The organism is Bacillus sp. 01N42_2, from assembly GCF_056399565.1.
The window spans coordinates 250923-277697 of record NZ_JBFTRO010000001.1; the positions used below are offsets into that span (position 1 = coordinate 250923).

Here is a 26775-nt window from a genome sequence, read left to right on the forward strand (position 1 = left end):
AAGGATTTGACCTATGCAGATTGATAAACAATCTCCGATTCCGATTTACTTTCAGATTATGGAACAATTGAAAACCCAAATCAAAAACGGCGAGCTGCAAGCGGATGCGCTGCTTCCGTCGGAACGGGAATACGCCGAACAATTCGGCATCAGCCGCATGACGGTGCGCCAGGCGCTTTCCAATTTGGTGAATGAAGGATTTTTATACAGACAGAAAGGCCGGGGAACGTTCGTTAGCAAACTGAAGATGGAGCAGCCGCTTCAAGGGCTGACAAGCTTCACCGAAGATATGAGAAGCCGGGGCATGAAGCCGGGGAGCAGACTTGCCGAATACCAGCTGATTCAGGCGACGGAAGAGTTATCTTCTATCCTGGGATGCGGCTGTCCGGCAACGCTTCATAAAATCATCCGCGTCCGGCTGGCGAATGATATCCCGATGGCGATCGAAGCCTCGTACATCCCGTTTGACAAGGCGGGGAAATTGGATGCCTCTCATTTTCAATCATCCATGTATGAGCACATCGAAGCGTACAATCAGATGCCGATCTCACGGGCCAAACAAGAGCTTGAACCGGGAGCCGCTTCCGAGGAAGAAGCCGAACTGCTCGGGATCCAGCCCGGCGCGCCCGTCCTCTATATCAAGCGGACCACATATCTGCAGGACGGCACTGCTTTTGAGCATGTCAAATCCGCCTACAGAGGCGACCGCTACACATTCGTACATTATATGGACAGGGTGAAATGAAACATCTCCAACCGTTACGGGTTGGAGATGTTTTTTTGATCTGCCATTTTCAAATCAATTCTCTATGACTCTGTCAAAACGGAGAGGCTGGGGTTCTGGTATCTATTTTTATAAAGAAAAGAGTACTAAAATGCTACCCTCTGTTTTGGACAATATACGGAACCTGCTTTGAAATCAGCAGCAGCGGTTCTTTGTTTTTGTGAGCCAGTGAAAACATGATTGCGCCTTCAATCATCGAGTTGATTGTCATCCCAAGCTTCTCCGCTTCCTCTTGTTCAAATCCATGTTCAAGAAATTTTGCCGCAAACACATCCGTCCACTTCTTGAACACCTCAACACATGTGCATCTTAACGTTTCATTGATCAGAGCGGTCTCACCCGCCAGCAATCCAACCGGCACGCCCTCAATATTCTGAGGATCATTAAACTGTTCAGCCGTTACATGAATAAAGTGCTGAATGGCTTCTACAGGGTCCCCGAATTCAGACATACTATTCTGTATTTGCTTTTCAACGCATCTTCCCGTATGTCTGATCGCCGCAATGGCGAGTTCTTCTTTTCCGTTTGGAAAGTGATGATACACAGACCCTCTGGGTGCTCCGCTCTCTTTTATAATTTGATTCAAACCTGTCGCATGGTATCCCTGAATCTGAAAAAGATATGCAGAGGTTTGAATAATTCTTTCTTTTGTCCCGGTTTTACTGTTCATTATGTTTCCTCCTGCATTTAAGAAAACCAATCGATTTTAGTATAGAAAAGGGACATAAAAAAGTCAAAAGCACTTATTACAGCAGGGCGCTGCTATTTCCGTACAGAAAAAATCCTGCTGACCGTCAGATTTCTGAGCGATCAGCAGGCGGTATTTCACTGTTATGGGTTGGAGACATGCCTGAAATCAAACTGATCCGGAGCTGGAGCATACGGCGTATTTCCCGTTTTGAACATCCAGATCGGTGATATTGTTTTGCCGTTGTACGGATCTTTGACGACGGTGTACCAGTAATAAACTGATTCTGGCTGCAGGCCGTCCCAGACCCATTCTGCGGTTTTTCCGCTTTTTACGTGTTTTTGATGACCGAGCAGTTCGTTCGTATAAACGTTGCATTCAAAATAATCGGTCGCTACCTTTTTCATTTTCGGCTGTAAATCCATTTCAGCTGAAAATTCGTCTTTATCAGCGAACAGATCGGTGTCATAGTAATTGATGTCATCCGTATACGGCGAGTAGGAGAACATGTGAACCTGATTGGCGGCCTGATCGAATTGCATGATGCGCATATAGCCTTGGCCCCCTTCAGGACCGTCCTGATAGTCGGTCAGAATTTGATGAACGAGACGGTCCGGTTTTCCGTCGCCGTCATCGTCAAGGGCATCGGTTTTTTTCACGGCATTATGGTAATGGCCGCTTAATACCATCGCCACATTGCGATTCGGCTTAACGACTTTTTGGTAGATCGTCTCCCCGATCGGGCTTCGGTTTCCGCTCACAAGCAAATACTCATGAAAACATAATATGGCGGTTCGGTCCGGATATTGCTTAAGCACTTGATTGATCCAGTCAATCTCTTGATCCCCAATGCCCCAGCCCATATAAATCATAATAAAATCGTTCCCGCTTGCCGACAGCAGATCATAATGCCCGCGGTTATTTTTGTATGACCCGCCGTAATGCATGTTCTTTTCAAAACGGCGGCTTCCGAAGAAATCCCCGAAGGTGCGGTATGTGCCGTCTTTATGGCCGACGTCATGATTGCCGGCAAGCACGCCGTACGGAATCCCCGCCTTATCAAGTGTCCGCATGGAGTGATCGGCGTTTTTCCACTGTTTCATTACCATTGAATCATCGACGATATCGCCGGTATGAAAGACATATTTGATATTGTGCTTTTCCTTATTTTCTTTGATCCACTCCGTCATTTTGTCAAAAATGTTCGGGTGCCCTTGTGCGTAATACTGTGTATCGGACATCCAGACAAACGAGTAATTGCCTTTTGCCGGGATTTGATCCTGAACGATGACATTCATCTTTGAGTTTTTCACCGCATCCGCTGCAGACACGGCGGCTTTTAACGTAAACGGCTTTTTATTTTTGGCAAGGACGCTGTCCGCCTCCTGCCAGCGGCTTGTCCGGTAATTCCAAATATACATGGTTACCTTTCGGCCGGGCAGAGAGCTTCCTTTCCAGACCGCCTCGGCCAGATCCGTTTCGTCAATAGACGGGTCAACGGTTACTTCAAATCGGTGATAAGGGAAACGTTCCTTGCTTTCCGATGAGACTGTTTTTCCGTCATTTGCCGAGATACGGTTCATTTCCGGCAGTGTAAACGGCATTTCATTTTCTTTTATGCCTTGCGGCGGTTCTGTTAATGAGGCGTGTTTATACACTTTCACGCTGCCCGGATGCCGCGCGGTGTAGCGGAATCCCCGGTAAAATGATACATTCATCTCATCCTTCGTCGGATCTTTTACCCGCACGGACAGCTTCGCTTTATGGGCGCTAATGTTTTGATCGGCAAGCTCCGGCTGATCCGGCTCCTCCCGCTTGATATGGAAGGTGCGGACGGATGTTGTTTCATTTCCGGCAAGGTCTGCCGCAGTGATGGTAAGCGTATGCTTTCCGGGCTTAAGATCAGCTGATGACGAATGATGCGGGAGCGTGATGCTTTCTCCGTCCAAAAACGCTTTGACTTCTTCCACCTTGCTCCATTTATCATGGATGTCCGCTTTCAGCTCAAAGTTACCTTTCAATGTCGCGCCTTCTTTGATACCCGGAACAATTTTCGGGCCTGTATTGTCCACCCGCACAGACTGACTGAGCTGCTCCTCACCGTCGCTTACAAAAATCTGGTGATAGCCTTCAGAAAGCTTCACCGTATTCCATGGCAAAAGCCGCGACGTAAATAAATGATCCGGCAGGCTGAATGAGAAGGTCATGCTCTTATTCGCCCGCTTCCCGTCACCGATAAACAGCTGCTCAGCAGGATCCCGCTTCCCGTCTTTGATCAACGTTCCGTCTGAAAGGACCAGTCGGGCATTTTTTACGATAAAATCATCCCGATTCTCCCCCGTGTCATACGGAGAAACCTTTGAGCCCGCGCGGATGGATACTTTCTGCGTTTTGCCCCCTTTTTGCAGCAGACGTTCCGGAAGCAGAACCGAATACGTTCTGTAGCGGTGAGCCGGATCGTCAAAAATGTGCAGCACCTCGTTTTCCATCATGACGGTGTTTTTGAAATAAAGATTGGTTTTTCGGGCATCAAAGGCGAAATAGACCTCTTTTTCCAGCGCCGGCCGGGTCTCCTGCCGCTTGCCGTCAATCCACAGCCTGATCTTATCCGCGCCGGCGTCAGATGTGGCTTTGAGCAGATAGGTGCCCGATATCGTATCTTCCGGTTCAATGTTCATTCTGAGTCCGTGTGATTTACTCGTCTGTTCAATGTCAATCATCTTGACGGGTGTTTTTGCTTCATTTTCCCCGTCACCGGCTGCGATATAATACTCCAGCTGATCCTGGCCGAGCAGTTCCGGGGAATAAATAATGTGACGGTATAAACTGTCGTTGCGGTCTTTTTCAACCAGAATCCGTTTGAATGGTTTGTTCTCATTGGTTCTGTAATAAAACGCGGCTGTTTTGACAAGGTTTTTGTCCCGGATGTCCGCTTTTAATTCAATGCTTTCTGCCGGCCGGACCGGCTTTTTGTCTGTAAGGTCTTCAATGACCGGTTTTTCCTTGTCCGGTTTGATCACTCTTTTCTGCTGAGGGATCTGCGCCTGAAAAACGGAGCCCGGTGACGGCTTATGTTCGCTTGTGGAGATCTTGAGCAATTCTCCCGTTCCGTTCAGCGGATATTTGTACAGCAAAGAAGTCAGCCGTCGGAATGCGTGTTTTCGGTAATGCGCTGAGGCGATGGTTTTTCCGGTGTTTGCTGACAGCACCACCGTCCGCGGGCGGCCGTTGGACATTCCGTCCGTCCCTTCGATGACGGCGAGATGTTTTCCCTCCTTCAGACGGGTTCCGTAATAGCGGTTGAAATCATCTGCCGTCAGTTCTGATGCGGCGCGTCTCAGCCAAAACACATAAGCGCCGCCTGACGGAATGACAATATCTTCTTTCGGCCTCCATATCACATCTGAATCCGGCCCTTCCTTCGGGTAGCGGTAGCGGATATGATAATCCTTAAAGTGAATGGGTCTGTCCGTCGTGTTATACACCTCGATAAATTCATAGGCATCAGCGCCGTCTTCATTTTTCGTATCAACGGCAAGCTCCGTAATCATCAGCTCGGGAATATGATTCAAATCGGCTTGATAGCCGTCCAGCTTCAGCCGCTTTTTCTCCGATTCCGCCCGCTGTCTGCCGTTGGTGAAAACGAGGTAATATTCCAATTCTCCATTCCAGATATCCCGTTTTGAAACCTGGGCCGTAAACAGCCGGATTGCGCCTGGAGCGGGCTCCATTGGCACCATCTTATATCCCAGCTCATTGCTTTGTTTATAAAAAAGAAACGCCGAAAACGCTTGATAATCGGCATTCTGTACATGAGCCTGTATGAACAGGTTTCTTTTCATTTCCGCCTTTACTTCGATTTGGGGAGGATTCTCCAGAAGCGGTATGTAATGAGGCGGCTGTCCGAATTCCTGCTGATTCACCGGGATTGCCGATTCTTTGCGCGCCGCACCCGCAGAAGGACTCACACAAAGCAAACCAATCAGAAAAAAGAGCGTCATCACAAGTTTCATCTCATTACCTCCCTATGCATTATGTTGCGTCAGGAGGCCTCCGCTTATGTAACCGCACATAAAAAAGCTGCCCTCTCGGGGACAGCTCTTTTTTATCCTTTTCTAAGCGGCTCCAATATGCCTTTTTGAATCAGCAAGTGGAAAACGGAAAGCACGACGGATGCCCAAATGGCGGTGCCGAACCCGTCAATCTGAAAGCTGTCTCCCATCAAGGCAGCAGTCATCATTAACGTAATGGCGTTGATGACAAACAGAAAAAGGCCGAGGGTCACAACCGTGACAGGCAATGTCAATATGACGATGATCGGCTTGATCAGCACATTTAACACAGAAAGAATCACACTGGCGATGACAGCCGCTCCGATACTGCTGATATGGACGGAATCAAAATATCCCGCGATAACGATTAATAATAAAGCATTTACTAAAATGCTGACTGCCCATTTGATCATTTATTTCAAATCTCCTTCTAAAGGTACGACAAAACACCAGATAATATATACAATCGGCACGATTCCGCTCGTGACAAGCGCTAATACAACGGTTATGATGCGCAAAAGCGACGCATCCATATTGATGTACTCCGCCAAACCGCCGACGACACCGGCGATTTTACGGTTTTTTTCTGAACGGTAAAGTCTTTTCATCCAATCACCTCTGAGTATGCTTGAGCTTAATGGCTCCTGTTAACGATTCTGAGAAAATCGAGAGATGCTGATCATGGGCTTGATTTGATTCCAGCATCAGTTCTTTTTGAATGGTATCATTCTTTTCCTTTAAAATCTCCGCATCAATCAGCTCGTGGCTGAGAGAGCCGAGATTGCTTTTGAGCTCCGCTTTCACCGCCGAGTCATCAGGCAGGGCGATCTCCACATTTCCGGTCGTCGTTTTTGTGTAGATGGAGCGGCAGTGCGGCGCTGTCACGGTAAGGATGATATTGCCGTTAAAGCTTTGGACGTCTATAGATTCACTCGATCCGCGCAAATCAATCAAGCCGTTGATCGTTTCCGCTTCGATCGCGCCGCATTGATGGCCGGCCAGCTTGATTTGTCCGTTAGCCGTTTCCGCCGACGCTTTCTCAGCCGTCAGATGAGAGAACGACAGAACGCCGTTTGTCGTTTTCGCCGAGAATTCTTTTACATGTAAATGTTCCCCTCTGATCGGTCCGTTAAACAGTTTCACTCTTATCTTATCGTACTCTTTCTGAGGAACATAAAGCGTGACATTGGTTTTCATCGTTTTCTTTTCCGTGCGGACAAAAAACTTATTGCCCTTCATTTCACACTCAATGTGCTGGAGGAATGCGGTGCGCGCCGCCTCCTGACTGTCCGCCCGGTACACTTTCGCCTGGCACTCCGCTCTGACATCTTCATCCTCCCACGGTACGATATTGACGCTGCCGTTTGCAATCTGCATATCAATGGCTGAGAATTCACTGTCTTTAAATTGAAAAATATGCTGCACGTCGTGTGCGTGGCCGAAATTCAGATCCAGATCCGCTTCCTTCACTTTTTTGACAGCCGAATCAATCCAATCGAACAGCTTAGCACCGAGCGACGGCTTTTGGCTTTCTTTTGTCCCGCTTTTGAAATCTTCCGCAGATTCCTGGACCTCCGTTGATAATGCGGTGATCTGCTCTTCTTTTTCTTTATATTCAAGATCCAGTTTTTCAATGAGCGTCAAAGCTTCCTGCGCCGTCAGCCTGCCTTCTTCCACAAGCTTTAAAATCCGTTCTTTCTCCTGCTTCATATAAAACTCCTCCCCCGACTTTTCTTACACCTGGCGTAATACCTTTATTCCCTGCACGATATTCCAAATGACCATTCCGATGAGGATCAGAAAATAAACAGCTGCTCCTGCTATCATAACAAAAACCGGAACCATACTCTCCCCCTGAGCCGTAATCGCTCCTCCGACAACACCGGCAATCACAATCAGCAATCCCGCAAACGGAATGATGTGAGAAATCAGGGCGCGCATGGCATGCCGCTTCGTCTCTTTTTCATCGACGACGAAGTAAGCCACAATCGGAAGAATAAGAGGCGCAAAAAACACGCTGAAATAACAGATGGATGCGATGATCGCTTGGTTTCGATTCAATAAAAACACTCCCTGTGCGGTAATGTAAAAGGCCCTTCATTATACATACGTATGACGAATGGGCGGGTTTCATTTTCATGCTAAAGGACATGCTTCGTTATACGTAATTTTTCATTTCAGAGATTTCACTATAGAATCTTTTCCCCTAACCGATTACAATATGTAACAAAGCCTGACCGTATGCAAGGAGGACATACCAAATGGAGAAAGATCCCGGAAACGACCAAGTAACGGAAGAAAGTCTGCGAAAATTGATTCGCGAACAGAAAAGAATGAACAGCGAAATGCTGGCTGAACTGGAACAGATCAAGGCGGCGCCTCTTCCCATTTCTCATGATATTCAATATATAAAAGTGCTGCTGGACAGCAGCAGCACTCATATTCTGCAGGACTTAATGCATTTAAGCAGACAGCTTCCCCAACAGAAGAAAAGCCTGTAGCACAACAGCCCAAAACCGATCGGTTTTGGGCTGTTCTTGTATCTGTTAAGTGGCTGCCGTTTCTTTTTCGGCCAGCAATGCTTTCATCCGTTTTTTATCACGTTCCATTACCGGTTTCAGATAGCGGCCCGTATATGATTCTTTCACTTCGACAATTTCTTCAGGCGTCCCGGAGGCTACGATCGTGCCGCCGCCCGCGCCGCCTTCAGGTCCGAGGTCGACGATGTAGTCCGCCGTTTTAATGATATCGAGATTGTGTTCAATAACCAAAACGGTATCTCCGTTATCGACGAGTCTTTGAAGCACAACCAAAAGCCTTGCGATATCATCAACGTGGAGGCCTGTCGTCGGTTCGTCCAGAATATACAGCGTCCGGCCGGTGGAGCGCTTATGCAGTTCGGAAGCAAGCTTGACGCGCTGCGCTTCTCCGCCTGAGAGCGTCGTCGCAGGCTGGCCGAGCGTCACATACCCGAGCCCGACATCGGCAAGCGTTTGAAGCTTGCGTTTGATTTTCGGGATATTTTCAAAGAAAGACAGAGCATCTTCCACCGTCATATCCAGAACATCAGAAATGCTTTTGCCTTTGTATGTGACCTCAAGCGTTTCCCGGTTGTAACGTTTGCCGTGGCACACTTCGCACGGGACGTACACGTCAGGAAGGAAATGCATCTCAATTTTGATGATGCCGTCGCCGCGGCAGGCTTCACAGCGCCCGCCTTTCACATTAAAGCTGAATCGGCCTTTTTTGTAGCCGCGCACCTTTGCTTCATTTGTCTGCGCGAACACATCGCGGATGTCATCAAACACACCCGTGTAAGTTGCCGGATTTGATCTCGGCGTCCGGCCGATCGGCGCCTGGTCGATATCGATCACTTTATCAAGATGGTCGAGGCCTTTGATCTCTTTATGGCTTCCCGGTTTCGCTTTGGCTTTATGAAGCTTTTGCGCAAGCGCCTTATGCAGAATTTCATTCACAAGCGTGCTTTTTCCGGAACCGGATACCCCTGTCACCGCCGTAAAAGTGCCGAGCGGGAATTTGGCGTTCGCTTTTTTCAGGTTGTTTTCCGTAGCGCCTTTGATTTCAATGTATCGGCCGTCAGGCTTTCTTCTCTCCGGAGGCATCGGGATGAATTGAGCCCCTGACAAATAACGTCCGGTCAGAGAATCCGCATCATTCATCACTTCTTCAGGCGTGCCCGCAGATATAACACGGCCGCCGTGAATGCCGGCGCCCGGTCCGATATCTATCAGATAATCGGCAGCCATCATCGTATCTTCATCATGCTCGACGACAATCAGTGTGTTGCCGAGATCTCTCATGTTTTTCAGCGCGCTGATCAAACGGTCATTGTCACGCTGATGCAGACCGATGGACGGCTCATCAAGAATGTACAGGACGCCTGACAAACGGGAGCCGATCTGCGTCGCAAGCCTGATACGCTGGGCTTCGCCGCCTGACAGCGTTCCCGCCGCCCGGCTCAGCGTCAGATAATCAAGACCGACTTTATCTAAGAAACTGAGCCGTTCCACAATTTCTCTTAAAATTAAATCTGCAATCTGCATATCTTTCTCAGACAGCGTCAAGTTTTTGAAAAATTCCAGCGCATCGCCGACGGAAAGTTCGGTAATGGTTCCGATGTGGCGTCCGTTGACCAAAACGGCCAGCGCTTCTTTCTTCAGCCGGTAGCCTTTGCACGTCGGGCACGGCTTCTGTGACATATATTGCTCCATCTGTTCACGGATATAATCGGAGCTTGTCTCTTTATACCGTCTCTCAATATTGCGCAGCACGCCTTCAAATTCAATTTCATTCTCCCGCACTTGTCCGAAATCATTCTCGTATTTAAAGTAGATCCGTTCATTGCCGCTGCCGTACAGCACTTTATCAAGCTGATGCTTCGGCAGGTCTTTGACCGGAGTCTCCATATCAATGCCGTAATGGCGGCAGACCGCCTGAAGCAGCTGCGGATAATATTGGGAACTGATCGGCGTCCACGGTGCGATAGCGTGTTCTTTTAATGAGAGCTCAGGATTTGGAATGACGAGCTCCGGGTCCACTTCCAGCTTCAAACCGAGACCGTCGCAAGTCGGACAGGCGCCGAACGGGCTGTTAAACGAAAACAGCCGTGGCTCAAGCTCTCCGATGGAAAAACCGCAAATCGGGCAGGCGTGATGCTCGCTGAACATCAGCTCTTCCTGGCCGATGACATCTATCATGACACGGCCTTCTCCTAAGCGGAGGGCGGTTTCCAGTGAGTCGGAAAGCCGGGCGGCAACGCCTTCCTTGACGACAATCCGGTCAATGACTACTTCAATGGAATGCTTTTTGTTTTTTTCAAGTTCAATATCGTCGGAAAGCTCGGCCATTTCTCCGTCAATCCGCACCCTTACATACCCTTGCTTTCTGATTTGGTCAAGGACCTTAACATGGGCGCCTTTTCTGCCTGAGACCATCGGCGCAAGCACTTGAAGCTTCGTCCGCTCAGGATATTCAAGAATCCGGTCAACCATCTGTTCAATCGTTTGCGACGTAATTTCGATGCCGTGCTCCGGACAGTGCGGCTTACCGACTCTCGCGTATAAGAGCCGGAGATAATCATAAATCTCCGTTACCGTTCCGACGGTTGACCGCGGATTGCGGCTTGTCGTTTTCTGGTCAATGCTGATGGCCGGAGAAAGCCCTTCGATCGCATCAACGTCCGGCTTATCCATCTGCCCTAAAAATTGGCGTGCATAGGCAGAAAGCGATTCAACATACCGCCTCTGTCCTTCCGCATAAATGGTGTCAAAAGCAAGGGATGATTTTCCCGATCCGGACAGACCCGTCACGACGACGAGCTGATCCCGCGGAATCGTTACATCAATGTTTTTTAAATTGTGCGCCCTTGCCCCTTTCACCTCGATCCGGTCAATTGCCATGTGTTCATCATCCTTCCGCTTTTAGCTCTAACAGTAAGTCACGAAGCTCTGCCGCCCGCTCGAAATCAAGCGCTCTGGCCGCTTCTTTCATTTCATGCTCCATTTGCTCAACGACTTTCTGGCGTTCTTTCTTCGTCAGCTTCGTCAGCTTAGGCGCGGCTTTTGTTTTGTATTCTTCTTTATCCTCAGCAGCCTGCGTCGCGCGGATCACATCGCGGATTTCCTTATTGATCGTTTGCGGCGTAATGCCGTGGATTTCGTTAAAATGCTCCTGCTGTTCCCGGCGGCGCTTCGTTTCATTCATCGCGATTTCCATCGAATTCGTGATTTTATCGGCATACATGATGACCCGGCCTTCTGCGTTTCTCGCTGCCCGTCCGATCGTCTGAATCAGCGAACGCTCAGAACGGAGGAAGCCTTCTTTATCCGCATCCAGAATGGCGACAAGCGACACTTCCGGAATATCAAGACCTTCCCTCAGCAGGTTGATGCCGACCAGCACATCATATTTTCCGAGCCGGAGGTCACGGATAATCTCAATCCGTTCAAGCGTCTTAATCTCGGAATGCAGATAATTGACCTTGATGCCGATTTCTTTCAGATAATCGGTCAGATCCTCTGACATTTTTTTCGTTAAAGTCGTCACAAGCACGCGCTCATTCCGTTCTATCCTCGCCTGAATCTCGCCGATCAGATCATCAATCTGTCCTTCGATCGGCCGAACGTCAATGAGAGGGTCGAGGAGTCCCGTCGGCCTGATGATCTGTTCGATCATTTCCGGCGTATGCTCAATCTCATACGGTCCCGGAGTAGCCGACACGTACACGATATTGTGCATATGTTTCTCAAATTCCTCGAATCGGAGCGGACGGTTGTCAAGCGCTGACGGCAGGCGGAACCCATGATCGACAAGCACCTGTTTTCTTGCCTGGTCACCGTTGAACATGCCGCGCACCTGCGGAATCGTCACATGTGATTCATCAACGACGATCATAAAATCGTCCGGAAAATAATCAAGCAGCGTATACGGCGTAGAGCCCGGAGGACGGAGCGTCAAGTGTCTTGAATAGTTCTCAATGCCCGAACAGAAACCCATTTCCCGCATCATTTCAAGATCATATCTCGTCCGCTGCTCAAGCCGCTGCGCTTCAAGGAGCTTGCCGTTTTCGCGCATGACTTTCAAGCGCTCCTCAAGCTCCTGTTCAATGTTCAGAATCGCTTTTTCCATCTTTTCCGCCCGGGTGACGAAGTGGGAAGCCGGGAAAATCGCGACATGATCGCGGTCGCCGAGAATCTCTCCGGTCAAAGCGTCAACTTCTCTGATCCGCTCTATCTCGTCTCCGAAAAATTCCACTCTGATACAATGTTCGTCACGGGAAGCCGGGAAAATTTCCACAACGTCGCCGCGCACGCGGAACGTCCCCCGCTTAAAGTCGATATCATTGCGGGCATACTGGATATCCACAAGCTTTCTCAGCAGCTCGTTCCGCTCAATCTCCATTTCCGGTCTGAGCGACACGACCATCTCCCGGTATTCTTCAGGCGAACCGAGACCGTATATGCATGACACACTCGCAATAATAATGACATCTCTCCGTTCAAACAGAGAGGATGTCGCGGAGTGCCGCAGTTTATCAATTTCATCGTTAATACTTGCGTCTTTCTCTATAAATGTATCCGTTTGAGGCACATACGCCTCCGGCTGATAGTAATCGTAGTAGCTGACAAAATATTCGACAGCGTTGTTCGGAAAAAACTCCTTAAACTCGCTGTACAGCTGTCCGGCAAGGGTTTTGTTATGGGCAATGACCAATGTCGGCTTATTGACTTCTTTAATCAGATTGGACACGGTAAAGGTTTTGCCCGTCCCTGTCGCACCCAGGAGAGTCTGGTGTTTTCTGCCTTCCTGTATGCCTTTGACAAGCTTCTCAATCGCTTGCGGCTGATCTCCCTGGGGCTGATATTTCGAGACTAACTCAAAACGATCTTTCACAAAAAAGCCTCCGTTTCTTTACGAAATCTTCCTATTGATATAGTAACACAATGACAGGCAAAATCACTAAAAATACGAACTAAAGTTCGATGGTTTGTTTTTACCAAGTCAATTTTTGTATAAAAAACCTGCTTTTATGGCGTAAAAGCAGGCTTCCATTTCATATTCACCATGTCAGGCATTGTCTTTCTTTTTATCTGCTTCTTTTTTGGCCATGTACAGCCCGCCGGCTACCAATGATACGACATCCAATCCAACGATGAAATACGTTTCGGTGTAACCTTTTAAATAGGATGCGAAAAGCAGTGCGGCTGTGAGAGCGATCGCCACATAATGGTTAAAAGTGACCCGCGTAAAAAGGACGACCAGCATAAAAGGGAAACATAATGCAAAAACGGCTTTTGTAATCACAAAAACCCTCCTCGGGAATTCTTCATCTCATCTGATTATAGTAAAAAATGAAGAATCGGACAATCGCTCCCCTGCTATCACAATACCCTTTTTCAGCAGTCTTCAATCATCTGTCAGAAAAAATGCGAATGTAAATCTATTGAACCATTAATGAAATGAACCAAATTGCCTTTCTTCAGCCGAAAGGAGGAGAAGGATTAGGTCTTTGTGTCTTTGACAGTTTCTTCCTCCCTCTTTACAATGTAATGATAGTGTTTACTATCATTTTCTTGGATGAAGAAAAAAGGGGGTTATACCGCATGTATTCAGTACGATTTCAAAAAGCGGAAGAATCGAGCCGCTCAGCAGGCGCAAAAGGAATGAACCTGATTAAACTGACGAAAAACGGCCTGCCCGTTCCCGACGGTTTTGTCATTCAGACAAATGCGCTGACGCGTTTTATGGAAGATAACCGGCTTCAGGCAGAAGAGGAAAAGATGGAGCGCGCCATTATAAACGGCACGTTTTCAAAAGAGCTCCGCGATGAGCTGATTGCCTCTTTTTATGAATTGAGAGAATCATACGCCTCTGTTGCCGTACGTTCCTCGTCTGCGTCCGAAGATCTTGAAGGCGCTTCTTTCGCGGGCCAGTACGAAACCTATTTAAATATCAAAACAGAAGAAGAGTTTCTCGGAAAAGTGAAAGAATGCTGGGCTTCCTTCTTTTCGGCGCGGGTCAGCGGTTATAAAGAGAAAATGAACAATGACACTGCAGAACCGCTAATGGGTGTTGTCGTCCAAGGGCTGATCAATTCTGAGGTATCAGGGGTAATTTTCAGCCGAAACCCCGTCACACATGATGACGGAGAACTGATGATCAGCGCGAGCTACGGTCTCGGAGAAGCAATCGTTTCCGGAAGCGTGACGCCCGACACATTTATCGTCAATAAAGACACATTCCGGATTGACAAAGAAATCGGTTTAAAAGAAATGTATATCGTTTCTCAAAAGGAAGGCGTGACCGAAAAAGAAACGTCCGCTGACATGAGAAACCGCTTCTGCCTCGATGACGAGAGCATCAAAGAGCTTGCCATGCTGACGATAAAGACAGAAGAACTGTACGATTATCCCGTGGATCTCGAATTCGGATTTGCCGAAAATAAGCTGTACCTGCTTCAGGCCAGACCGATTACAACGATCGCGCAGGATCAGAAAGCGGCAGATGAAGAACGGGAATTTATCATGACGCCTCGGGACCAGAAAGATTTTTGGATCAATATGGAGTCTAATATTGAAGGCCCAATCAGCCCGTTATTCGCCTCTCTCATTGTGCCTGCTTTAGAATACGGCCTCAAAGAGAGTACGAAGACATTCCCTGTGATGGGCATCGAGATTGAGCGTGTCAAGCTCCACCAGGGCCATGTTTTTTCCAGACAGCATAAGACGGACGACAACCTGCCCGCAGGACAGTTAGAAGCGCTTTTTCCCGTTTTGGCTGACCGTATGTATGATATTATTCATGAAACCTTTCTGCCTTTTTATCAAAAGCTGGACGGACTGGCGAATAAGAATCATACACCGGAGACTGCCCTTGAGGCGTTCCGAAACCTGCAAGAATTTTATTTAAAAGGATATGAAGAACATTTCAACATTGTCTTTCCGCAGATTGCGTTAAATATGACACTGGAGTCCATGTACGGACAGATTGAAAAAGACAACGCCTCCCTTCTGTATGAAATGCTGGCCGGCGTCATGAATAAATCACTGGAAACCGACAGACAGCTTTGGCTGCTTTCCGGACAAGTAAAAGACAATCCTGAACTGCTGCGCGTCTTTACGGCTTCCCAGGCCGACGAGCTTCATCAGACGCTTCTGCAATCAGATGAAGGAAAACGCTTTCTTGAACAAGTCGGCGAATTTTTACAAGAATATGGCTGGAGATCAGTAAAAAGCCATGATCTGATCGAAGAAACGTGGGCGGAAAATCCTTATTTCGCTTTGGCTAACATTCAAAACTATGTCCGGAACGGCTACGATTTTGACAGTGAGTTTCATAAAACGATAGAAAAACGCAAACAGCTTTACGCCGCCTTCATGAATAGAATTGAAGATGACGGCTTCCGGGAGACGTTTGACCGTTATTATCAGTGGGCGTTATCTGCATCCGTCATCATAGATGATCACCATTTTTATATCGATGCGATGCTGGACGCCAAAGCGCGCCTTTGTCTCTTGAAAATCGGCGAGCTGCTGCAAAAACAAGGCGTGATCGATGACCGGGAGGATATGTGGTACTTATACAGCGATGAAGTCGAGCAAGCGCTGGTTACGCCTGTTCCGATGAAGGAAAAAACCGCTGAACGTAAACAGCTCTTCCAGCAATATCAGCTGCTTGAAGCGCCCGCTTATCTCGGCACACCGACGCCCGAACAGCTGAAAGCCGCTGAGCAGGTTACAGGCGCCATCACAGAAGATGAAAAAAACACTGAACATCATATTTACGGACTTGCAGCGTCAAGCGGAATCGCAAGCGGCCCGGTGAAAGTCATTCGTGACGCAAGTGATTTCTCCCGTTTTTCATCAGGAGATGTGCTCGTCTGCAAAATGACGACACCGCTTTGGACCAGTCTGTTTCAGGATGCAAAGGCCGTCGTTACGGATACGGGCGGCATCCTGTCACATGCGGCGATCATCGCAAGAGAATACGGGCTTCCCGCTGTTCTCGGCACACGTGTCGCGACTGACAGGCTCAATGACGGAGATATCGTCTCGGTAGACGGCACAAACGGACAGATTACGATAGTCAAACGCGCTTCATGCTAGGTTTCCCTCTTTATTGACGGGCAGGGCGGGTGTATACTTGTCCTGCCAGTATTTACGCGAGGTGAAACATGTTGAGAACGACGAACAAGAGAATTCTTGACGCTGCGATGAATCTTATCATTCAAAAAGGATACCGCGCCGCGACAACAAAAGAAATCGCAGAAAAAGCGAATGTAAGTGAAGCAACGATTTTTCGTAATTTTAAAAACAAGCAAGGACTAATGAAAGCCATGATTGAGCAGCAGGCACCGGTTCCGGAAAGCGTAATCACCAAGGCGGAAGGCAATCTGTATGAGGATCTTCTTCATTTCGCCACGTCCCTTTTGCAGCGATTGGAACAAAAAAAAGAGGTGTTCCGCATCTGCCTGCGCGAACCGGAATTATTCGAAGACGTCCTGCAGGATATTGTCGTATATCCGCAATCCGTGAAAAAGGATTTAATCGTTTACTTTAAGGAAATGACAAAGAAAAATAGGATAAGCCCCGGCAGCGAAGAAGCTAATGCAGACGTCTTTATGACGATGATTTTCGGTTATTTTATGCACCGGCTGCAGCTGGGGAAAAGAGTCATCACTCTTTCTGAAGAAACGATGCTGAAACATAGCACTGAGATTTTTATTAAAGGAATTATCAGCCGGTAATGTCCGGCTCCTAGGAGGATGAAGGATGAGTTCAAAGAAAGAATGGGCGCTGATCGTTTCGCTTTTGCTGGGAGCCATACTCGTTCCTATCAATTCTACGATGATCGCAGTCGCTCTTTCATCCATTTCCCGCTCATTCAGCGAATCAATTGCCAGCATCACATGGGTCGTGACGGTGTATTTAATTGTGATGGCCGTGACACAGCCCATTGCCGGCAAGCTCGGTGATATGTACGGAAATAAAAAAATGTATTTATGGGGTGTCGGCCTTTTTCTGATCGCTTCATTGGGGTGCGCCCTCTCGCCAAGTCTTTTCTTATTGATTTTCTTCCGGGCGCTTCAGGCTGCCGGCGGCGCTTTGCTTACGCCAAACAGCATCGCCATCATCCGCCATGTCGTGTCCGAAAAACGGCTTCCGAAGGTATTTGGTTTTTTCGGCCTCGGTGCCGGGCTGGGCGCGGCTCTCGGTCCGTTTATCGGCTCTCTTTTAATCGAGAGTTTCAGCTGGCATTCGATCTTTTGGGTCAACATTCCGTTTCTGGCGATCGCACTCGGGACGGCATTTATCATGTTTCCTAAATATAAAGAAGAAACCTCTGACGCGCCGCTTGATATCATCGGATCCGTTCTGCTTGCCGGGAGCATTGTATCTATTATTCTTCTGACGAAAAATGAAAGCTCTTTGGGCTATTGGGTGTACGCGCTGCTCATTCTATTATTTGTTCCGTTATTTTTCAGGCGGGAGCTGCGCACGAAACATCCGATTATTGATTTTGACCTGTTTAAAAACACAACCTTTACAAGCGCCAATCTGTCCGTTCTGTTAAGCAATTTAATGATGTATGCCGTGTTATTGATTATGCCGCTCTTTATGACCGGCCACTTCAGCATGAATACGTCGCACAGCGGTATGGCTCTTTCAGTCTTTTCCATTTTTATGTCCGCCAGCAACTGGGGCGGAGCTCAGCTGCATCACAAATGGGGCGCGCGAAGAATGATTTTTCTGTCCTTCGGGCTGATGGCCGGAGCCAATCTTTTATTTCTGCTTTTGGTTTATTCCCATTCCGTCCCGTTCCTTATGGCATCGCTTATTGTAGGGGGCATCGCGTCCGGTGCGGGGCTGACGAGCATGCAGGTGTCTTCTCTGGCGACGGTAGAACCGGGCATGTCCGGTATCGCATCCGGGATTTTTTCCACCTTCCGTTATTTCGGAAGCATTATTTCTTCAGCACTGATCGGTTTAATCTCCGGATTTCACATTCTGTTTATGATATTGATCGGCGTATCTGTGATCGGCTTGTTCGTATCGCTTGGAATTAAGTCCGGCGAAACCGTTGATACGAAAAAAAGCCATTCGGCGTAAACAAAAAAGGTTCCGTGAGCACCCGCTTTCCGGAACCTTTTCTAGTTTTCCTTCTTATTTTTCTCTCTCAAAAGTGTCATCGCACTCCCCCGCTGTACATTTAATTGTACTTCTCTATCTCTCGCTGCTCTGCCAGCAACAAATTCACCATATCACTATAGCTATTCAAACCGTCTGTCTGATTATTTGCCTTCAGATATACATCATTTACATTTCTTGAAATACTTGAAATAACACCCTCATACTTATCCCGGTACTGCTCATTTTGTTCTATATCATGCTGCACCGCCTTGGACAGACTGGACATTATATCAGACGCCTGATCTGGATCCACTTTCTTTAGCTCAGATATAGAATAATCAAATGCCAGAAATAAACCACTGTAAAGTATCATTGGATCATCCTGCTGCTTACATGCCAGATATGCTATAAAATTTGCCTCATCCTCATGCATGAAACCACTCTGATGTGCCAATTCATGTGCCATAGTAGCAGGCACCAAAAAAACGGGCACATTAACATTGATATTGGATTCATAAGTAAAAGGGACAAAAATACCATGTATCCCTGCATGCGACATTAGTTTTGACATCACAACTGGTTTTGGTGTTGAATATGAATGCTCCAAAACAGGATATTTCTTTGATAACATTTGCATCGAGAACACTGCGTGTTGTGCATAATAATCAAAAACCTCTGGTACATGAGCCAAAAGATCAGTGTCCGCTAACTTTTCCCTTGCCAATTCCATTTCAACGGCAAGCGACTTACTCAATTTGACCAGTTCCTCCTTGCTGTAGTTCTCTTCTTTATATTCGGTATAAGACAAAAAAGAATATCTGTAATAGTTTATTCCACCCAAAATAGTATAACAAAAATATATCACGCTACAGATCGTAACTATTCCTAGAGCACCACGATAAACTACCATCCTACGTACACCTTTACTCATGATAACCTTGCGCACATAATAAACGATATAAAATAGAAAAAGTAACACAACCAACACGACGAGCCATTCACTAACAGAAAACTTGACCCAAGAAGGTACAAATCCTACTATTTTTGACAATAACGGATATACAGACCTACTATATTTTTCCGCCCAATCCTGATGGTTCTGCGCGTATTTTGTCAGTATGTAAGCTATAACTCCAAGTGAAATCAACGGTAATCTCTTAAGTAAAAGCTTTTTTATAATGTACTCCCCCTATCCAGCATAACCATTATAATCAGTTATTCTTAATATATATCCTGCTAAAGATTCATCTTCTAAAGGTTTTGGAGTTAGCAATAACCTTTCCAATAAGCCATACCTCTCCTTCATTTATTTTTTTATTATTTCAAAATAAAACAGCTAAGAAAATATAATTTTCTTAGCTGTTTTACTTTCTAACTGATTTTGAAATCTAGTTTAGGAGTTCTTGAAACTATTCCGAATAATTATGAAAAATCACATTATAATGCTGTCATTTCTTCTTGCTCATGTTCATCCTGAACGAATAAAATACCTAATTCATGATGTTCGCCTTCATAGGACGCGCGCTGATCAAACCGGATCTCACCATTCAGGCCGATGATCTCCATTTTTACAAATGCACGGTTTTTTTGAAGTGCTTCGTAAAAATCCGATACATGCTTTACGGGAATGCCGTTTACTTTCGTAATAATCTCACCGATCTTCAGCTCAAGATCTTCCGCGGGCGTATTCGGAATGATGCCGAGCACCATTAAGCCCTGATCCCGCTTAGAGAAATAAAACGGAGCCGCGTTATCGTTCAGCCGCTGTCTCAATGATAAGAACAAGCGTCCGAGCACCGCAATACAAGCGGCAGCACCAGCAAGCGGACTCCACCAAAGGGCCGCTGCCCCGAACGCGGTGACGATAATTCCGAGAATCATGACACGCTTCGCCGTTATCCGTATGCTGACTTCCGGAAGGGATCCCTGCACACGCTGTCCGAAGCCGGCGATATAAGGAATCCAGATCAGATGGAAAGAGCCGCCCGGCACGGTAAAGACAGGCCACCAAGAAAGGTGTGACTCAAGCCCGCTGCCCGGCACCAATAAGAAAAGCGGAAGCAGCCATGCGCGATTCGCCAATTGACGGCCGATGGGCAGACCTCTGCTGCTGACGACAAGCGCCGGAGATGTTTTCAGGTGCGCTGAACGGTAAGCAGCCGCTCCCTCCGTGATGATCAAAAGGCCCATAAACACGGCCGCTGATGCCCAATTCACGCCGAATGCCTGCGGAAACCGATCCGCAAACGGCACTGTGTGGGTATACTGAAGGATAAACGCAATCAACATGCCGGCGCTGACAATATAAGCTGATGACAGCCAGTTCATACGGAACGTCAGCGATGCCAAAGCCGTCACAGCCGCAATTATGCCGAGAAGACCGAATGGAATCGAAATTCCCAGTCCAAAAAATAATATGGAGAGAAGAATACCCGGTATAAGCCCTTTTATGTATGTAAAGATAAGCTCGTCATACATATCTGCGATTTTTGTATGAAACGTATGGCGTTCACGTTTAATCCGCAAATATCCGCATGCGAGACTTATGATGATAAAAAACCAAAACATCGGGTGCAAAAAAAACAGACCGATACTTTTCAGAAGTTCAATTCCCCATTGAACAGACATTGCTTTCACCGCCTCAAGCCAAACATTTTAATTCTATTCTACCAAATAATCATTGGCTTGAATATCTCAAACGTCTATCTCTCTTCCGTCATCCACAACGTCACATTTGATAGAGAGAAATCTTTCAGATAGTGGTCGACTTCCACCTCGATTACACCGCTGATCAAAAGCATGGACCGTTTAATATCCGTCAGATTGATTCCTAAACGCTTATGGTTTTTCATTAAGTAGGTGAAATAATGCTTTGCACACTCCTCATTGATATCGTGAACACATTCAACATTTGTGTAATTGACCAGGTATCTGCTGAACAGCATAAGAAGACTTAGTGCTTTTGTTGATGAAAATGTAACGTCTTTTGTTCGGTCTTTTAGTTGTTCCACTAATTCATAATATTTTTTTTCACGCACAATACTTGCCCTCTTCAATTGTGAACCCCCATTTTTTTATCCAGATAAGCACGGGTGATTACAGCTGCCGTGCTGAAGCGCCGCAAACACTTCTGCTTTCAATACTGAAATGCAGCTGCCAAACTAAAAAACTGTTCTCTATTAGAACCTTCTTTTATTGTAAGAACTAAAACTGACTGAGGCAACTTTCAAAAGTTTCATTTTGAATACATATTAACTCGGCATAAAGTCTCTCTTCCCTATAAATATCGGGTAATGTTTGTCCTTTATAAATGTTTAAATGTGAAAATTTTTTTAATATCTTGTCAAAATCGTCATAATTATATGTCTTTTGGTTCATTTAAGAAACATGATAAAAGAAACAGGAGACTTAAAAAAAGCCTCCTTTTCATTTATTTAACAAATAATGATTTTAACGCCATTTGCAGCTGTATATCATTTTTTTCGTCAGATTTCTTCTCATTCATCAGCTGATTCATTTTTTCCGCTGTTTGTTTGTCAATGACAGCTGTTTTATCAAGTTTGTACCGATCTTGGAATGCCATGACGGCTTTTTTCATTGTGCCGCTGAAATAGCCGTCCGCCCTGCCCGGGTCGAAACCCAAACCTTTCAGCAGGATTTGCGCGTGTTTGACATCTGCGCTGTTCATATCAGGCTGAAGCGGCTGTTTCAGCTGAAGCGGTCCCGCCGCAAAATAATCCGGCTGGCTTACGGCGATTGTCGGAGTAATGCCTTTTTTGTGAATCCAATTGCCTTTCGGCGTCAGCCATTTGTAAAGCGTCAATTTAATGTTGCTGCCGTCTCCCATCGGCACGGCCTGCTGTACCGTTCCTTTACCGAAGGAGGTATCACCGACAACGTCATAATGCCCCGCTTCTTTCAGCGCGCCCGCAAGAATTTCTGAAGCAGAAGCGCTTCCTTTATCCGTAATGACATTAACGGGATACGGCTTCTTATGTTTTAAAGTTGAGAAATATTGTTTTTTATCTCCGTTGCGTTCCGCGATTTGGATATACGGCATGTCTTTTGTGACGAAATGCTTTAAAATCTGTTCGACGCTTTGAAGGTAGCCGCCGGGATTTCCTCTTACGTCAAGAACGAGTCCGTCAATCCCTTGTTTCTCAAGCTTTTTCAGCGCCGCGGCGAAGTCCTGAGCAGTATGCTCGGAAAACGTCGATATAGCGATGTAGCCGACATGATGCCCGCCTGATTCCTTACGGGAAGCAAATACGGTTTCCAGCGGGATTTCCGCTCTTTTAATCCGGAATGACAGCTGTTTTTCAGTGCCCGGACGATGTATTTTAATAGAAACTTTCGATCCTTTTTTCCCTCTGATTTTCAGCACGGCTTCATTTAAATCTTTCCCGTTCATTGACTCGCCGTTTATACTGATGATTTCATCATTCGGCTTGAGGCCTGCCTTTTCAGCCGGAGATTGCTTAAACGGTGATACGATAATGATTTTATTCTCTTCCATACCGACTTCAGCGCCGATCCCTTCAAAAGATGAATCCAGAGAATCGGAAAACTGCTTGGCAGTCTGCTTGTCCATATAAACGGAATAAGGATCGTTTAATGTAGACAGCATCCCCTGAATCGCTCCTTCAAGTAGCTTTTCTTTATCCACATTTTCCACATATTCGTTCGAGATCAGCTCATATGCTTTTTCGATTTTTTCCATTGCCTGGCTTCTTTCTGCTTCTGATGATTTCGGCTGTGCCGCCCCGGCAATATGGGCTCCGCCGCACAAGATGCTGACGGCCGCTATCGCTGCGATTATTTTCTGCTTCATCGTTTACCTCCTCTTAGTCCTTTTACGAAAACCTGGAGATAGTATGTGTAAACTGAAAAGAATTCATGTAACGGCAACAAAAAAACGGAACCGATAGATTGTTTCATATAAATGGGTAACGTATAATAATTTGTATGCAATTCATTAAATATACAGGAGAATGCGATATGAAAATAAAATTATCGATTTTATCCGCGGCGGTGCTGGCCGCAGGCATTACCGCCTTTGTCTGGCAAAAAACAGAGGCCAATGAAAAATCACAGGCTGACGCTCTTTATGTTTCTCCCGCGGGAAACGATCAAAATGACGGAACGAAAGAAAAGCCGTTCCGCACATTGAAGCATGCGGCGGAAAAGGCGGAGGCCGGAACAACCGTATTGATTCGGGAAGGAACGTACGACGAAACATTTGAAGTAAAGCACAGCGGGACGGCGAAAAAGCCGATTACATTTCAGAACTATCAGAATGAGCATGTCACCATCAGCGGCAAATCTGCACCTAAAAGCGATTCTGAAACACCGTTAATTCAAATCAGCAATAAACAGTACATTACCATTCACGGCATTACGCTTGAAAACCTATCCGTCTCATCAGAAGATGCGACAGCCATGGGCATCTATGTCACCGGATCAAGCAGTCATATCGCCATTGACGGCAACCATATCCGGAACATTAAAACAACGGCTGATGAGGGAAATGCACACGGCATCGCGTTTTACGGCTCGGGCGCCATGAAGGATGTCAGCATCACAAATAACACGGTTGAAAAACTGACGCTCGGCGCAAGCGAAGCGGTCGTGCTGAACGGGAATGTTGACGGCTTTAAGATCGCCGGCAATACCATCCGGAACAACAACAATATCGGGATTGACGTGATCGGCTACGAAGGAACGTCCAAGCAAAACGACTATGCGCGAAACGGCGTCATTGAAAACAATACGGTGAGCCATAACTCTTCTTACGGAAACCCCGCCTACGGCAATGAATACTCTGCGGGCGGTATATACGTTGACGGCGCAGAACATGTGGACATTAAGAAAAACACCGTTTACAACAATGACCTCGGCATTGAAGCCACTTCCGAGCATAAAGGGAAGTACGCACAAGATATACGGATTACGGATAACAAAGTGTACAACAATGCTTACACGGGTATTTCAATCGGGGGATATGACACAAAACGAGGCGGCACAATCAATTCCGTGATCGCTCACAATATTATGTACCGAAATGACACGAAGGACCTTGACGGCGGCCAGCTGCTGCTTCAGTACGATACAAAAGGGAACACCATCGAAAAGAACATCATGACGGCAAGCGGTTCACGAATTTTTATCGCAAATGATTATACGAAAAACGAAGGCAATACCGTTAATCATAACGTCTATCACAAAGAAACGGGAAAAGACGGCATTTGGAATTGGAAGAACAAAGAATATGATTCATTCGCAGCTTACAAAAAAGGAACGGCAAATGATCCGAATTCCATATATGCCGATCCGATGTACCGTGACGAATCGTCTTATGACTTTACATTAAAGCCGGGATCACCGGCCCTGCCCGTCATTCAATAACAGAACCATCAAAAAAAGCCAGTCTGACAAAGACTGGCTTTTGCATTTATACACGAAGGAATTTCCGGATGGAAGTCAGGCTTCCCCATACTCCGATAACCGCGCCGATCAGAATGAGCACAAGTGATACTTGGAACACAAACGGACTGTACGGCAGGAGTGAAACAAATGAGCCCTGAACTTTCGGAGCCACCCAAGCGACCATTGACTGGTACGTGCTCAGCACGAGAGCGATCGGTATGACAGAACCAAATACCCCAAGCAGCAGCCCTTCAAGGAAAAACGGCCAGCGGATAAACCAGTTTGTCGCGCCGACAAGCTTCATGATTTCAATCTCTTTTCTTCTGGCGAAAATCGTGATTTTAATTGTATTTGAAATTAAGAACATTGCCGTGAACAGAAGGCCGATGATTAACGCGATCCCGATGTTGCGTGACACTCCGACGACCTTAAACAGACGGCTGACTTCTTCTTTCCCGTATGTCACTTTATATACATGATCCAGCTTCTCAATTTTTTTCGCGACTTTCGGCGTATCATGCGGATCTGTCGTTTTGACAATAAACGCGTTGTTCAGCGGGTTTTCCTGATCTTGCATTTTCATGGCCTTTCCGCTGTCGCCGAAGCTTTTGACCAATTGATCAAGCTCTTTATCTTTAGATGAAAATTCTACGCTTTGGATTCCCGAGATGTCTTTAATCTCATTCTGCAGCGTATCCTGCGTTTTCTTATTTGACGTCAGATCGATTAATACTTTAATTTCCACTTCTTTTTCAGCATTTTTAGCCATATTGTTTAAATTCAGCATAATGACTAAAAACACGCCGACCAAAATCAATGTAACGGTAACAGCACTGATGGATGCAAATGTCATCCATGTGTTTCTTCCGAGAGATTTAAAACTCTCACGCAAATGGCGCCCGAGAATTTTAATCATAAGAACCATACTCCCCTCTTGACTCATCACGCACAATAATTCCGTCTTCGATCGCGATGACCCGTTTCTTCATGGTGTTTACTATTTCTTTATTGTGTGTCGCCATCACGACGGTCGTCCCACGGTTGTTAATCTCTTCCAGCGTCTTCATGACTTCCCATGATGTTACCGGATCAAGGTTGCCCGTCGGTTCGTCAGCTATCACGACGTCAGGATTGTTGACGATGGATCTTGCGATGGAAACACGCTGCTGTTCTCCTCCGGAAAGCTGGTCGGGAAACTGCCGCGCTTTATGTTTCAGCTGCACCAGATCGAGCACTTCGAGCACGCGTTTTTTTATGACTGACTGCTGCTCTCCGATAACCTCAAGCGCAAACGCTACGTTTTCAAATACCGTCAATTTCGGAAGAAGTTTAAAATCCTGGAAAACAACACCTATTTTACGCCGCACGAAAGGAATCTCTTTTTCTTTCACAGCCGCGAGATCTTTATGATTAATCAATATTTGCCCTTTTGTCGGTTTTTCTTCTCTGTAAATCATTTTAATAAAAGTAGATTTACCGGCTCCGCTCGGTCCTACGACATATACAAATTCTCCGGGATGAATCATGACTGACAGCCCGTTAATCGCTTTTACACCGTTCGGATAGGATTTATATACTTCTTTCATCTCTATCATGAAATCACCTAATCTTTTATTTATGTCTTGCAGCCATAGAGTTCGCAAAAATACTGCGGTTTATGGCCGATCTACCAGGAAACAGATGAAAAATCTGAAAGTTCCTTTTCCTCAGTACACTTCATTATACGTCAAATTTAGACATATTACTATTACAGTTTCTTTTCATTCCCAGGCCGTGAAAAAACCTTGCCCCTATAACAGGCAAGGTTTTTCTGTTATTTTTTCTGTGACAGCCATTTTGCGATCTTCGCGGCTTCCTCATCATTTACAAGATGGCTCGGCATATTGCCGCGTCCGTTTTTAATGATGCTTTCAATTTTAGCTTCATCATACTTCCCGCCGACTTCCTGTAAATTCGGACCTCCGCCGCCTTCTAAGTCTTTACCGTGACAGCCGATACAGCTTTGCTGATAAAGCTCTTCGCCCGCTGACGCAGATGCTTTCGATCCGCCTGAGCTGTCAGAGCTTTCTTTTTTCGATTCATTGGCTCCGCCGCATGCCGCCAACAGGACGGACATGGTCAGAACCAGCGCCAGCAGCGCCCATTTTGATTTCATATGTAAGATGCACCCCTTCG

At 46.5% G+C, this 26775-nt stretch carries 22 protein-coding genes; 6 read left to right on the plus strand and 16 right to left on the minus strand.

Annotation, left to right across the window (positions count from 1 at the left end):
- Positions 1-13: 13 nt before the first annotated feature.
- Positions 14-745 (plus strand): GntR family transcriptional regulator, encoded by a 732-nt coding sequence (locus AC1DN5_RS01365; protein WP_047477305.1) that lies wholly within the window; start codon positions 14-16, stop codon positions 743-745.
- A gap of 133 nt (positions 746-878) precedes the next feature.
- Here AC1DN5_RS01365 and AC1DN5_RS01370 read toward each other — a convergent pair whose 3' ends face one another.
- The 6 genes from AC1DN5_RS01370 to AC1DN5_RS01395 form a co-directional block, all read right to left on the minus strand.
- The gene (locus tag AC1DN5_RS01370) at positions 879-1454 is read right to left on the minus strand and encodes a TetR/AcrR family transcriptional regulator (protein WP_045925873.1); all 576 of its coding nucleotides are present in this window, start codon (positions 1452-1454) and stop codon (positions 879-881) included.
- A 161-nt stretch (positions 1455-1615) separates the two neighbouring features.
- Entirely contained in the window at positions 1616-5485 is a 3870-nt protein-coding gene (locus AC1DN5_RS01375) for a metallophosphoesterase (protein WP_366969822.1), read from the minus strand.
- Between the two features lie 92 nt (positions 5486-5577).
- A complete protein-coding gene (locus AC1DN5_RS01380; RefSeq protein ID WP_014418984.1) occupies positions 5578-5937 on the minus strand; it encodes a phage holin family protein in 360 nt (119 codons plus the stop codon).
- A complete protein-coding gene (locus AC1DN5_RS01385; RefSeq protein WP_003151448.1) occupies positions 5938-6132 on the minus strand; it encodes a PspC domain-containing protein in 195 nt (64 codons plus the stop codon). It lies immediately after the preceding gene.
- A 4-nt stretch (positions 6133-6136) separates the two neighbouring features.
- A complete protein-coding gene (locus tag AC1DN5_RS01390) occupies positions 6137-7234 on the minus strand; it encodes a DUF4097 family beta strand repeat-containing protein (protein WP_188154400.1) in 1098 nt (365 codons plus the stop codon).
- A gap of 24 nt (positions 7235-7258) precedes the next feature.
- Positions 7259-7585 (minus strand): hypothetical protein, encoded by a 327-nt coding sequence (locus tag AC1DN5_RS01395; protein ID WP_016937800.1) that lies wholly within the window; start codon positions 7583-7585, stop codon positions 7259-7261.
- A 200-nt stretch (positions 7586-7785) separates the two neighbouring features.
- On the opposite strand from AC1DN5_RS01395, the gene AC1DN5_RS01400 reads away from it, so the two are divergent.
- Positions 7786-8025, plus strand: a complete 240-nt coding sequence (locus AC1DN5_RS01400) for a hypothetical protein (RefSeq protein WP_016937799.1) — start codon at positions 7786-7788, stop codon at positions 8023-8025.
- 45 nt (positions 8026-8070) lie between these two features.
- On the opposite strand, the gene uvrA is transcribed toward AC1DN5_RS01400, so the two are convergent.
- The 3 genes from uvrA to AC1DN5_RS01415 form a co-directional block, all read right to left on the minus strand.
- Positions 8071-10944 carry an excinuclease ABC subunit UvrA gene (uvrA, locus tag AC1DN5_RS01405; protein ID WP_049627485.1) on the minus strand — a complete coding sequence of 958 codons (2874 nt, stop codon included), beginning with the start codon at positions 10942-10944 and terminating at the stop codon, positions 8071-8073.
- Positions 10945-10951: 7 nt separating this feature from the next.
- On the minus strand, positions 10952-12937 hold the full coding sequence (gene uvrB, locus AC1DN5_RS01410) for an excinuclease ABC subunit UvrB (protein ID WP_049627486.1): 1986 nt from the start codon (positions 12935-12937) through the stop codon (positions 10952-10954).
- Positions 12938-13111: 174 nt separating this feature from the next.
- Entirely contained in the window at positions 13112-13348 is a 237-nt protein-coding gene (locus AC1DN5_RS01415; RefSeq protein ID WP_003151438.1) for a CsbA family protein, read from the minus strand.
- Positions 13349-13647: 299 nt separating this feature from the next.
- On the opposite strand from AC1DN5_RS01415, the gene AC1DN5_RS01420 reads away from it, so the two are divergent.
- The 3 genes from AC1DN5_RS01420 to AC1DN5_RS01430 all read left to right on the plus strand — a co-directional run bounded on the left by AC1DN5_RS01420 (position 13648) and on the right by AC1DN5_RS01430 (position 18153).
- A complete protein-coding gene (locus AC1DN5_RS01420; RefSeq protein WP_366969823.1) occupies positions 13648-16149 on the plus strand; it encodes a PEP/pyruvate-binding domain-containing protein in 2502 nt (833 codons plus the stop codon).
- Positions 16150-16220: 71 nt separating this feature from the next.
- Positions 16221-16790, plus strand: a complete 570-nt coding sequence (locus tag AC1DN5_RS01425) for a TetR/AcrR family transcriptional regulator (protein ID WP_366969958.1) — start codon at positions 16221-16223, stop codon at positions 16788-16790.
- A 25-nt stretch (positions 16791-16815) separates the two neighbouring features.
- Positions 16816-18153 carry an MFS transporter gene (locus AC1DN5_RS01430; protein WP_045926625.1) on the plus strand — a complete coding sequence of 446 codons (1338 nt, stop codon included), beginning with the start codon at positions 16816-16818 and terminating at the stop codon, positions 18151-18153.
- A gap of 100 nt (positions 18154-18253) precedes the next feature.
- Here AC1DN5_RS01430 and AC1DN5_RS01435 read toward each other — a convergent pair whose 3' ends face one another.
- From AC1DN5_RS01435 to ctpB, 4 genes are all read right to left on the minus strand, one after another.
- A complete protein-coding gene (locus AC1DN5_RS01435; RefSeq protein WP_095241255.1) occupies positions 18254-19321 on the minus strand; it encodes a DUF3810 domain-containing protein in 1068 nt (355 codons plus the stop codon).
- Between the two features lie 290 nt (positions 19322-19611).
- Entirely contained in the window at positions 19612-20802 is a 1191-nt protein-coding gene (gene minJ / locus AC1DN5_RS01440; protein ID WP_016937791.1) for a cell division topological determinant MinJ, read from the minus strand.
- A 74-nt stretch (positions 20803-20876) separates the two neighbouring features.
- Positions 20877-21230, minus strand: coding sequence for a swarming motility protein SwrAA (gene swrA, locus AC1DN5_RS01445; RefSeq protein ID WP_012118562.1), 354 nt, complete (start codon positions 21228-21230; stop codon positions 20877-20879).
- 374 nt (positions 21231-21604) lie between these two features.
- Positions 21605-23005: a carboxy-terminal processing protease CtpB gene (gene ctpB, locus AC1DN5_RS01450; RefSeq protein ID WP_045926622.1), complete on the minus strand. Its 1401-nt coding sequence runs from the start codon at positions 23003-23005 to the stop codon at positions 21605-21607.
- Positions 23006-23172: 167 nt separating this feature from the next.
- Here ctpB and AC1DN5_RS01455 point away from each other — a divergent pair, with 167 nt between their 5' ends.
- Positions 23173-24579 carry a right-handed parallel beta-helix repeat-containing protein gene (locus AC1DN5_RS01455; RefSeq protein WP_049627491.1) on the plus strand — a complete coding sequence of 469 codons (1407 nt, stop codon included), beginning with the start codon at positions 23173-23175 and terminating at the stop codon, positions 24577-24579.
- Positions 24580-24625: 46 nt separating this feature from the next.
- Here the strand turns inward: AC1DN5_RS01455 and ftsX are convergent, their stop codons facing one another.
- From ftsX to cccB, 3 genes are all read right to left on the minus strand, one after another.
- Positions 24626-25516 (minus strand): permease-like cell division protein FtsX, encoded by an 891-nt coding sequence (gene ftsX / locus AC1DN5_RS01460; protein WP_016937789.1) that lies wholly within the window; start codon positions 25514-25516, stop codon positions 24626-24628.
- Positions 25509-26195 carry a cell division ATP-binding protein FtsE gene (gene ftsE, locus AC1DN5_RS01465; protein WP_003151418.1) on the minus strand — a complete coding sequence of 229 codons (687 nt, stop codon included), beginning with the start codon at positions 26193-26195 and terminating at the stop codon, positions 25509-25511. Before ftsE ends, ftsX begins: the two co-directional genes overlap by 8 nt.
- Before the next feature lie 218 nt (positions 26196-26413).
- Positions 26414-26755 carry a cytochrome c551 gene (cccB, locus tag AC1DN5_RS01470; protein ID WP_016937788.1) on the minus strand — a complete coding sequence of 114 codons (342 nt, stop codon included), beginning with the start codon at positions 26753-26755 and terminating at the stop codon, positions 26414-26416.
- Positions 26756-26775 lie beyond the last annotated feature (20 nt).